This is a genomic window from Blautia sp. MB18-30 (assembly GCF_023669475.1).
In the GTDB taxonomy this organism is placed as follows: domain Bacteria; phylum Bacillota; class Clostridia; order Lachnospirales; family Lachnospiraceae; genus Blautia_A; species Blautia_A fusiformis.
Genome location: NZ_JAMOYY010000015.1, coordinates 73294 through 82575 on the forward strand (window position 1 = coordinate 73294; position 9282 = coordinate 82575).

The window sequence follows — 9282 nt, forward strand, 5'->3', positions numbered from 1 at the left end:
TGTTTTCAATAGTCTTTATATGTTTGAAAGGAATTCTTCTATCAAACTATTTATCATCTCCGGTTTATCTGTATTAGAATTATGACCGGCCCCTTCAATCCACTTTAAAGGAATTTTCGTTTTTCGATGCCATTCTCTGTTATACCTTATGCATGAACCGGCATGATCCTTTGTACCACATATCAACAGGGAAGGACATTTGATTTCATATGGCAGATTCTTTTCCATTGCCTCTGCCAGAATACGAAATCCATGCCCGGCAATTTGGGCATAACGATGCTGATCACCATCATAGACCAGCATCATTTCCTTCATCAGATTTCTGCCATAATCAGAAGTTGCAACTCCCTCAGTTCCGGATTTCAAAAGCAACTTCCATGGGTAATGTGCATATACTGGTTCCATTCTTTTCAGAAGCCAGATCTCCACTGCTGTCACATAGTTCCTCTGCAGCGGTGCTGAATCAATGGAAATAAAACCTGCCAGCCGGTCAGGATACAATTGTGCATAAGCCTGTCCCACATATCCTCCCATTGATTGACCTATTATAATTGGTTTTATGATTTCTTCTTTTTCAAGAATCCCATTCAGCCATTTTGCCTTATCAAACAGATCAAAGTCAAAGCGGAACGGCCAGGAAGAGGCATGAGCCGGTGCATCCCATACAATAATATTATATTTTCCATCGAAGTACTCAACCTGTTTATCAAATAATCTATGATCAGCAGTCAGCCCTGGTAAAAATACAAGCGTCGTTGTATCCAAACTCAGATTATTTGACCAATAGTGAATTGTTCCGCAAGGAGTTTGATATGTGCTTTCCTTCAACAAATCCACCTCCGCAATTTTCATTTTTCTCAGTTACACAAACTGAAAAACTTTAACTATTTTCATATTGGTTTTTTATATCAAATACAGTCTGCTACATCTCATCCGGCTTTTGACCATCGTGGGCTTTCCATTGACACTCCGTCAATTTCATATCTGTAAATACCGCTTTAAACGATGAATCTTCCGGACTGCATGCATAAATTCCAAATTTGATTTTTCCTGCACCAGCCCACATATGACAAATCCTCATTTGCTTAAACCGTATTCCATCCTCAGAATATTCAATGCAATAATCATCTTCACGTCTACTGAGACGATACCACATAGATTTAATCTCTGCATCAATTTCCGTAGTTGCCCAATCTGAATATCCATTGTTTGTCACAACACTTCCCAGGTGCTGAAAATAGTCATTCTCATATTCTATAGAACCTTTCAACCAATTCTCACTGTCAAGATACATAACCACACCGCACTGATCAAAGCGATGATGGCTTTCCTTAAAATCAGTTTTCACTATAAATGAAAAAAATTTTTCCTCTGTTTCTATCTGCAGAACCGGAGCATTATCATTGCGGAAATGATAGTAAGTTCTTTGCCACAAATCAGTTCCAGGCTGTGTAATAATCTCAATTTTGTCATCTGTCAGCGTGTAATCATCAGGTTCTCTCGTCCACTTAAAATCTTTTATATTCATCTCATTATCCCTCCAAATCCCAATTCACAACATCATTTCTAATACAGATTTTACCGTACTTTTTAATCTCAGTCCATCCTTTATACCCAGGCGATAGAAAAACTCTTCTGTCTCTGCTCCGCTGGCAAATATTTCATCACAATACTTCGTAAGCACTTCCTCTTGTTCCGGAGACAGTGTTTCCAAAAGCTTCTGGTATTCCTTCTCTATATTTTCATTAAATGGCTGTGTATCTTGATTTGATTTCCATTCAGAATATGCTTTGCTCATACGATTGGAGATCATCTTATCAACAGACTCCTCTACGTCTTTTGACATCTTTGAGGGAGACTCTTGCTTTTGAACTTTTTCGTTCTTCGCTTTTTCAAGTATTGACTCGTCAATATAGTGAATAATTTCTCTCAGATTTACCTTCATAGATTGCAGGTATCCTCTCATCAGCACTGCCAGTTTCTCACTTCTGACTCCAATGCCAGGACAAATGCTCCTGCAGCCAATACGCCTACCAACATGAATTCAGCGATTCCCAGGCTAATATAATTCATGTACTGCGTGCGGTACCAAATGATGGTGCACACAAAGTCAGCCTCATTGATGCGCCTTCCATCGGACTTTGCTTCCGCAGTTTCCTTCACTATCCCTTCTCTGGAATCTGTTTCCACAAGTCCCTTTCGGGTCATCTTTTTGACCGCATGTCTTTTCACCTTAAATTCCTCCAATCGCTTTCACCTCCTTTCTCCCCAAATGGATAAAAAAATAAGGCCATCTATCGTGGATAACGGTAGACGACCTCAAGTTATATACTTCTTTATGATGTTATTACTTTGTATTTGTGTTTTAATGCTTTTGACAGTGCAACATTTGTAAATGGAACAATCTGATCATTTTGCAAGCGGCCAAGGACAATACCCGGATCTCTGTCAATTCTTTCAGCAAATCTGCGGATAGCATTTTCGCTAAACTCATTCATTCTAACGAAAGCCTCATATTCTCCCGGAGGGATCAATTTGTCTTCCGCATATTTATCTGCTGCATCCTCCTGTCCAGCGTGCTCATTTTCAAACGTAATTCCATAATCACCATTAATAATATGGCCAATCTCATGGAACAGAGTAAACCAAAATGTATCTGAATAGAAACGTCTGTCATTCACCATCAGCATTACATTCTGCCCAATCTTCTTGGTTGCACCATTTATTCCTGAACCCGGAAGATTTGGAAGTATTACGAATATTACTCCCGCATCTTCAAAGGCCTTCCTAATCAGTGGATAAAAATCACCATGCTGTGTTGTTAATGTCAATGCATAATCAACAGCTTTTTCAAACTTCTTTTTGTCAAACTTAGGTGCTTCTATCTTCAGTGCCTGATTAATTGCGATCTGAACCATTGCATTTGCTCTGGCAGTATTAGTCTCTTTCATATCCTCAGATGCACTTCGGAAACTAACTGTCATATTTTGCTTTGTAAAAACAGATAATGATGCAACATTTAAAAATTCACGTAGACACTTAATCTGCTCATTTGTTTTTCTCGGAAGATCAGGCAATCCAAAATTCTCTCTGAAATATGTGTACTGAAAGTACTTGAAAATTCTTCTTTCCTGCTCTAATTCCTTGGATGATTCAAACTCAGCAATCAAAGCGTCATAGCTCTTCTGAAGATTCAGCCAGTAGTCAACACTAGTCCCTAACATTCGAGATAATTTCATGGCTATATCGATTGATAAGCTTTGCTCCCCACGTACCAGAATACTTAAATTCTTTGGCGTGGTATCTAATCGTTTTGCAAAATCTTTCTGAGAAAGTCCACTTTCTTCAATGATTTCTTTGATATAGTATCCAGGATGAAAAGCAATCTTATCATTATATTCAATATAATTACTCATAATGCTTACTTACCTCCTTTACTTCAACAATTCTAACCACACCAGCAATTTCATCAATATTACAAGGATCATAAGGTTCTTCATTCTCATCTAATGGCTGAATAATAATACGCCATGGATCTCTTCTCGTTTTTACATCTATAGCAAAAAATCCATCCATATTGCCACTCAACTTATGAAAATGAAACGTCGGCATCATTACTATATCCTTAATTACACTCGCCTGCTGTATAGCATTTATTCGGGCAAATAGGCTGGTTGCTAATGCAGCATTCCCGCCAAACAATTTTTTTGCAGTTTTTAAATCGGTACATTGTTTCTGAACTTTACTGTTATTGTATAGTAGCTGCACGTTTGCCCTCCTTTTTAAATTACCCGTCGGGTAATCTAAATATACCATCAGGAGAGGCTCTAGTCAATAATCCACACACTCCAAAGATCTCGGAGTACGTGGATGTGCAGAAAATCTTGGCATCGGATACAGCACATTAACAAAATGGCTGAAAAACTTCCGGGAATCAGGTGATATTCCTGTTCGTGGTTCTGGTAATTATGCATCTGATGAGCAGAAGGAATTGCCCGTCTCAGACGTGAATTACGTGATGCCCAAGATACACTTGATGTGTTAAAAAAAGCAATCAACATTCTGGGAAAATGACGGACGCCATTTATCTTGAAGTGTCTGAGAAGACGGAAGCTGCCAAAAAGGCTGGACGCCGGGTTTCCGTCTCCGGAATGTTGAAATTTTTAGGTGTCTCTCGCTCAGGATATCTTGCATGGCTCCACCACGTACCTTCTGATACAGAAAAACGTCGTAAAGCTGTAAAAGCAAAATACAGGATATTTATGATGATTCCAAGGCTCCTTCTTAAAATATATAGATTTCACAAATCCTTATCGATATACATTCTTCTGTCATAGATGTATAAAGATTTTGCACAGTTCGTTTTTTTCATAAAACTTATTCTGTTTTTCAACTTCTGTGATATAATGCTTTATTATAATAATTCCCATGGACAAAATGAGGTGAACCAAGTGAAAAAGAAAACACTTGTGCCTCTTATCACTTTTTTACTGGGCATATGCCTTATTAGTTTGATTGTATACAAAACAGACACCCACGAAAAAGAGCAGAGACACATAACAGCACAATTAAACGTAGCCACCTATGGCGAACAAATAAAGAATGAAATTACAAATGGAATTGAGATCACAGATACCTTGAAGTAAATCTTAATAAGTGAAGATGGCGAAATCCGTCAGTTTGAAACAATTGCAGGAAATCTTATGTCTGATTCTATTGAAAGTGTACAGCTCGCTCCTAATGGTGTTGTTACAGATATTTATCCGGCTAATGAAAATGAGGCAGGTAAGATTGATTTGATCCATGATAAAGACCGCGGAAAAATTTCCTGTTACGCAAGAGACAACCATACAATCATTACGCAGGGCCCCTTCAAATTAAAACAGGGAGGATATGGAATTGCAGTCCGCAATCCCATATACCTGAAAGATAAAAACGGACATGAGTATTTCTGGGGATTTACTATTGTTATCCTGCGTGTTCCGGATATTTTTTCAGATTCAATCAGTGCACTTTCAAATTTTGGATACGAATACAAAATTTCAAAAACAGACGCTCCATGGAGTGACACTTATAAAGTGGTTTATCAATCAGATGGGCAAATAAATCGTCCTGTTTCTTATACATTTACAATAGGAGACGAAAACTGGAAATTTGAAGTAACTCCTAAAAGTGGATGGAGAAATGCCACATTACTGATAATCATCATCGGAATTTTTCTTACAATAAGCCTTCTCCTGTCAGTTCTTACCAGAGTATGTTTAGTAGCAAAAGAACATAAGAAAAAGTTTCAGATACTGGCGCGCACAGATTCTCTTACAAATATTTATAACCGCTATGGATTTGATGAATTTGCAGAAAAAATGATTCAAAAAAATCCAAAAACACATTTTGTGGCTGCGCTCCTTGATATCGATGATTTCAAGTTTATTAATGATATCTATGGACATAATTACGGAGACAGGGCACTAAAGAATCTTGCAGACAGCATGAAGACTTTTTTCCCATCCGATGCATTACTCGGAAGAAATGGTGGTGACGAATTCTGCATTCTTTTACCAAATTGTACCTTTGCAGAAGCAGATATACAGCTGCAGAAATTCACCAAACTTCCTAAATCATTCTCATACCATGGTAAGGAACATGCATTTTATATTTCTCTAGGATATGCAGAATATCCAACATTTGCATCCAATCGTTCACAACTCATGCGCTGCGCAGATACCGCTCTTTATGAAATAAAGCTTCATGGAAAAAATGGATGTATGGTCTACAGAGAAGGACTTCGGTCAGGTGCCCGCAAACAACTTGGATTCGCATTCAAGGATATCTCTGAACATCTTCCAGGTGCATTCATCATATACAAAGCTGACAAAGAAGATGATGAACTAATTTTTGCAAATGATGAATTTCTTCATATGTCCGGATATAAAGATATAGATGAACTGTTCAGACTTACTGAGAAAAGTTTTCGCAACTTGATTCGTGAAGATGAACAGCAACAGATAGAATCAAGTATCTGGGAACAGATTGACAACGGCAATGAAAATGACTATATTCACTTTCATCTTCGAAAAGCTGACGGAACTTATTTTTCTGTTCTTGATCATGGAAGAATTGTAGAAAGCCCGCAATACGGGAAAGTATTTTATGTATTGTTCATGGATTGGGAAGATATGCATATTCGTTACAATGATAAATTCGCAAGATAAAATATTGCAAAAAACAGAGCGTATGATCTATTTTCATATAATGTTTATGTCGGCAAGCTCTATCAAAAGGAAATCGACTTTGTTGCTCAGAGAAGCAACGAGAAGTTTTATATTCAGATCAGCGACAACATTTCCGGGCAGGAAACATTTGAGAGAGAATGCTTTCCTCGGCTTCAGATTCGAGATGCTTATCCGAAAATGATTATTGCTAGAACCAAACATCCCCAATATAGCTATGAAGGAATCGTAATTTACGATATAGCCGATTGGTTACTACAAGAATAAGCAAGGCGAAATATCTCCAGCATTCTCTTTTGAAATGATGGAGATATTTTTATTATGACGGAGATTGCAGATGAATTCAGACGAAGCATCCTACGAAAAGAGTTTTATATGGATGTACTGAACTGTGATCCGATGTCTTTTGACAAGGAATGCAAACTGACTATTTGGTGGCTACACCCCCCAAGCCCCTGTAGAATAAATAACGCCAGTACTGGATATCAAAAATCCCGCACCGGCGTTATTTATTAAAATATTTTGTTTTTTAATCTTCAACACTCTCTACTGAAACTTCTTTTTTCTTCCTACTTTTACCAGAAATCATCTTGTGTCCTGTATAAATAGCCATAATCATGCAAAGCAAAGAACTTGCTGCAAAGTACTTATGGCCTTCTTTTGATCCCTTATAACCTGTATAAAAAGTTCCAAGCATTGTAATCAGTGCACCGATAAACCAATATTTATGTGATTTCATTCAGATACCTCCTGCCGTTTTTCTTAATCATATACCTTTTAAAAGATATATACAAACTGGAAGTTAGCGATTTCTTTTTCCGGTATTCTCTGTCCCACGGATTTCCTCATGATAGAAATAATCTACGATCACCGGATGTCCCTGCGGGACTCTGCCATAAGGCATTTCATTATCCACAAAGGCACAATCATACTTCTTAGCCATTTTCTCAGCTTTTACTTCAAGTGCTTCAAAGTAGCTGCGGTTATGCTTGTTATAGATCTCGTCGTAAAGTGGTACAAGATCAGGATATTTTCCGGCGATATAATTCATAATTGTCTTTTTGAAACCGCCTCGAAGATTGAGATTTTCGAGCCAGAACAGATCGCACTGATCCTTTACCCGCTCAAAGATTGCTTCAAAATCCGTGATACCGGGAAATACCGGGGATACGAAACAGACTGTACGGATACCTGCCTCATATACCTGCTTCATAGCAGCGATACGGTGCTCAATGCTCGAAGCAGAGTCCATATCGTTCTTGAAATTTTCATCTAGTGTGTTGATCGACCATGAAACGGTTACACGTCCAAGCTTCTTCAGTAAATCAATATCTCGTACCACAAGATCCGACTTTGTGCAGATCAGAATATCTGCGTCACTGCCGATCAGCTGCTCCAGAAGTTTTCTGGTATTCCCGAATTGCTCCTCCTGTGGATTGTAGCCATCTGTCACAGAACCGATGACCACCCGCTGTCCGGCATATTTCTTCGGATTTTTAATTTCCGTCCAATGCTTCACATCAAGGAAAGTGCCCCATTCCTCCTTGTGCCCGGTAAAGCGCTTCATAAAAGAAGCATAACAATACTTGCAGGCATGTGTACAGCCCACATAGGGATTGACCGAGTAACCGCCTACCGGCAGACTAGACTTAGTCATGATGTTCTTTGTTTCCACCTCACGAATGAGGATTCCATTTATTACTTCTTCCATGATTTCTGTACCTCTAACACTTTATTAAATTCTTCCGGCATTTCCTGAATCATATTTTCATCCCCTATGATAGGGACAAGGTCTTCCTTCATAAACACCGGAATGCCGAGCTTATGTGCCTGGTCCGCCAGAGACCATGCCCATTCCGGCTCCGTATGAATCTTCCTGCTCTGAGCTCCGGTCATGGTGCCCACAACGATCCAATTGATTCCGGAAAGGTCAACTGTGCCGAGATCGTCGAATAACGGCTCAAAGGTAACATGGTAATGTTTTGCTCTGACGTTTTTCCGAAGGGCGTCGATACGCCACAGTTCTGCTTTCCTCGTCACCGTAACGCCAAACCATGCGTTTTCCAAATCGGTATCAAAATCCAGCAAATCAGGTCGCTTGGTAAGGAACAGGAACTGATGCTGTGGATTTTCACGGATCTTTGCAAATACCTCGTCTCTCCATTCCGGCTTCCATCCGGAGAGATCGCTCATCCCGGTAAGAAGAAAGTTCTGCGGACGTTTCTTTTCCATCATCTTGAGCTTACCCGGAAAGAATTCAGGGTCAGCGAAGTCATCAATCATATGCCAGCGTTTCACGTTGTTGCGGGCATAGCAATATGTACACCCCACTGTGCAGCCAATGACGATATTCATGTTCTGAATCTGATCTTTGATACAAATACTCATGACTTCTGCCACTCCTCAAGATTCTTTCTGATGCGGTCGAGACATTTCTCAAACCGGGTAATTTCTTCCTCTGAAAAACCTTTGTAGTAAATACTGCCCATCTCATCAGATACAGAATCGTACTCGCCCTTTAAGGAATGTGCTTTCTCAGTCAGAAACAGGAGTGTTTTCCTTTTGTCCGTTTCAGACTGAACACGGCTTATCAGCCCTTGATTTTCCATTCTTTCCAGCATCGTAGTAAGAGATGTTATCGCTAATCCGCATTTAGTCGAGAGTGACCTAATTGAGATACCATCCTCCTGCCACAGCACATAAAGAATACGTCCCTGGGCTCCATTAAACGCATCAATATTCTTTTCACTGAGAATCTTCTCAAAAATCCGGTCTCCAAGCTGTTTTATTTTTGTGACAAGAAATCCTCCATTCATTTCCATACAAAAGCTCCTATATAGTAGTTTATTAAAAACATACTATATAGGAGCTTTATTGTCAAGAGTTTATATGTCTTAATAGGTAAATTCCATTTTTTCAATTCTCCAAACTGGAATTTATATAATTATTCCTCTAACTTTCCCCATTTTATAGGCTTTCCTGCCTGTCCATTAGTGAAATGATATGTAGTTTCCCTTATTTTTGCCCTTATGAGATAATCACAAGGGAAATA

12 protein-coding genes and 2 pseudogenes are annotated in these 9282 nt (G+C 39.0%); 4 read left to right on the plus strand and 10 right to left on the minus strand.

The window, feature by feature from the left end; translation table 11 throughout:
• Positions 1-15 precede the first annotated feature (15 nt).
• From NCY57_RS09070 to NCY57_RS09095, 6 genes are all read right to left on the minus strand, one after another.
• Entirely contained in the window at positions 16-828 is an 813-nt protein-coding gene (locus NCY57_RS09070; RefSeq protein ID WP_148445654.1) for an alpha/beta fold hydrolase, read from the minus strand.
• A gap of 94 nt (positions 829-922) precedes the next feature.
• The gene (locus tag NCY57_RS09075; RefSeq protein WP_173739559.1) at positions 923-1528 is read right to left on the minus strand and encodes a DUF1349 domain-containing protein; all 606 of its coding nucleotides are present in this window, start codon (positions 1526-1528) and stop codon (positions 923-925) included.
• 24 nt (positions 1529-1552) lie between these two features.
• Complete coding sequence (locus NCY57_RS09080) at positions 1553-1945, minus strand: hypothetical protein (protein ID WP_244092789.1); 393 nt, start codon at positions 1943-1945, stop codon at positions 1553-1555.
• Between the two features lie 20 nt (positions 1946-1965).
• Positions 1966-2247: a hypothetical protein gene (locus NCY57_RS09085; RefSeq protein WP_173739558.1), complete on the minus strand. Its 282-nt coding sequence runs from the start codon at positions 2245-2247 to the stop codon at positions 1966-1968.
• Between the two features lie 89 nt (positions 2248-2336).
• Entirely contained in the window at positions 2337-3416 is a 1080-nt protein-coding gene (locus NCY57_RS09090) for a HigA family addiction module antitoxin (RefSeq protein ID WP_021975931.1), read from the minus strand.
• Complete coding sequence (locus NCY57_RS09095) at positions 3409-3816, minus strand: type II toxin-antitoxin system RelE/ParE family toxin (RefSeq protein WP_173739557.1); 408 nt, start codon at positions 3814-3816, stop codon at positions 3409-3411. Before NCY57_RS09095 ends, NCY57_RS09090 begins: the two co-directional genes overlap by 8 nt.
• 635 nt (positions 3817-4451) lie before the next feature.
• Here NCY57_RS09095 and NCY57_RS09100 point away from each other — a divergent pair.
• The 4 genes and pseudogenes from NCY57_RS09100 to NCY57_RS09115 form a co-directional block, all read left to right on the plus strand.
• On the plus strand, positions 4452-4646 hold the full coding sequence (locus NCY57_RS09100) for a hypothetical protein (protein WP_244092788.1): 195 nt from the start codon (positions 4452-4454) through the stop codon (positions 4644-4646).
• A gap of 57 nt (positions 4647-4703) precedes the next feature.
• Positions 4704-5000, plus strand: a pseudogene (locus tag NCY57_RS17050) (CHASE domain-containing protein); the annotation flags it as partial.
• Positions 5001-5078: 78 nt separating this feature from the next.
• Positions 5079-6212: a sensor domain-containing diguanylate cyclase gene (locus tag NCY57_RS09110; RefSeq protein ID WP_250789614.1), complete on the plus strand. Its 1134-nt coding sequence runs from the start codon at positions 5079-5081 to the stop codon at positions 6210-6212.
• A gap of 36 nt (positions 6213-6248) precedes the next feature.
• Positions 6249-6497: pseudogene (locus NCY57_RS09115) on the plus strand (ATPase); the annotation flags it as partial.
• A 262-nt stretch (positions 6498-6759) separates the two neighbouring features.
• On the opposite strand, the gene NCY57_RS09120 reads toward NCY57_RS09115, so the two are convergent.
• From NCY57_RS09120 to NCY57_RS09135, 4 genes are all read right to left on the minus strand, one after another.
• A complete protein-coding gene (locus tag NCY57_RS09120; RefSeq protein WP_173739556.1) occupies positions 6760-6969 on the minus strand; it encodes a DUF6219 family protein in 210 nt (69 codons plus the stop codon).
• A 63-nt stretch (positions 6970-7032) separates the two neighbouring features.
• Positions 7033-7941, minus strand: coding sequence for a radical SAM mobile pair protein B (locus NCY57_RS09125; protein WP_059086551.1), 909 nt, complete (start codon positions 7939-7941; stop codon positions 7033-7035).
• The gene (locus tag NCY57_RS09130; protein WP_110104282.1) at positions 7929-8618 is read right to left on the minus strand and encodes a radical SAM mobile pair protein A; all 690 of its coding nucleotides are present in this window, start codon (positions 8616-8618) and stop codon (positions 7929-7931) included. The genes NCY57_RS09125 and NCY57_RS09130 overlap by 13 nt, the downstream gene beginning before the upstream one ends.
• Entirely contained in the window at positions 8615-9052 is a 438-nt protein-coding gene (locus NCY57_RS09135; RefSeq protein WP_173739555.1) for a radical SAM mobile pair system MarR family transcriptional regulator, read from the minus strand. Before NCY57_RS09135 ends, NCY57_RS09130 begins: the two co-directional genes overlap by 4 nt.
• Positions 9053-9282 lie beyond the last annotated feature (230 nt).

Bases quoted from the DNA above. Each gene is read 5' to 3' on its own strand.
- NCY57_RS09125 (WP_059086551.1), bottom strand. From the start codon at position 7,941: ATGGAAGAAGTAATAAATGGAATCCTCATTCGTGAGGTGGAAACAAAG.
- NCY57_RS09095 (WP_173739557.1), bottom strand. From the start codon at position 3,816: ATGGTATATTTAGATTACCCGACGGGTAATTTAAAAAGGAGGGCAAAC.
- NCY57_RS09075 (WP_173739559.1), bottom strand. From the start codon at position 1,528: ATGAATATAAAAGATTTTAAGTGGACGAGAGAACCTGATGATTACACG.
- NCY57_RS09120 (WP_173739556.1), bottom strand. From the start codon at position 6,969: ATGAAATCACATAAATATTGGTTTATCGGTGCACTGATTACAATGCTT.
- NCY57_RS09090 (WP_021975931.1), bottom strand. From the start codon at position 3,416: ATGAGTAATTATATTGAATATAATGATAAGATTGCTTTTCATCCTGGA.
- NCY57_RS09080 (WP_244092789.1), bottom strand. From the start codon at position 1,945: ATGAAGGTAAATCTGAGAGAAATTATTCACTATATTGACGAGTCAATA.
- NCY57_RS09130 (WP_110104282.1), bottom strand. From the start codon at position 8,618: ATGAGTATTTGTATCAAAGATCAGATTCAGAACATGAATATCGTCATT.
- NCY57_RS09135 (WP_173739555.1), bottom strand. From the start codon at position 9,052: ATGGAAATGAATGGAGGATTTCTTGTCACAAAAATAAAACAGCTTGGA.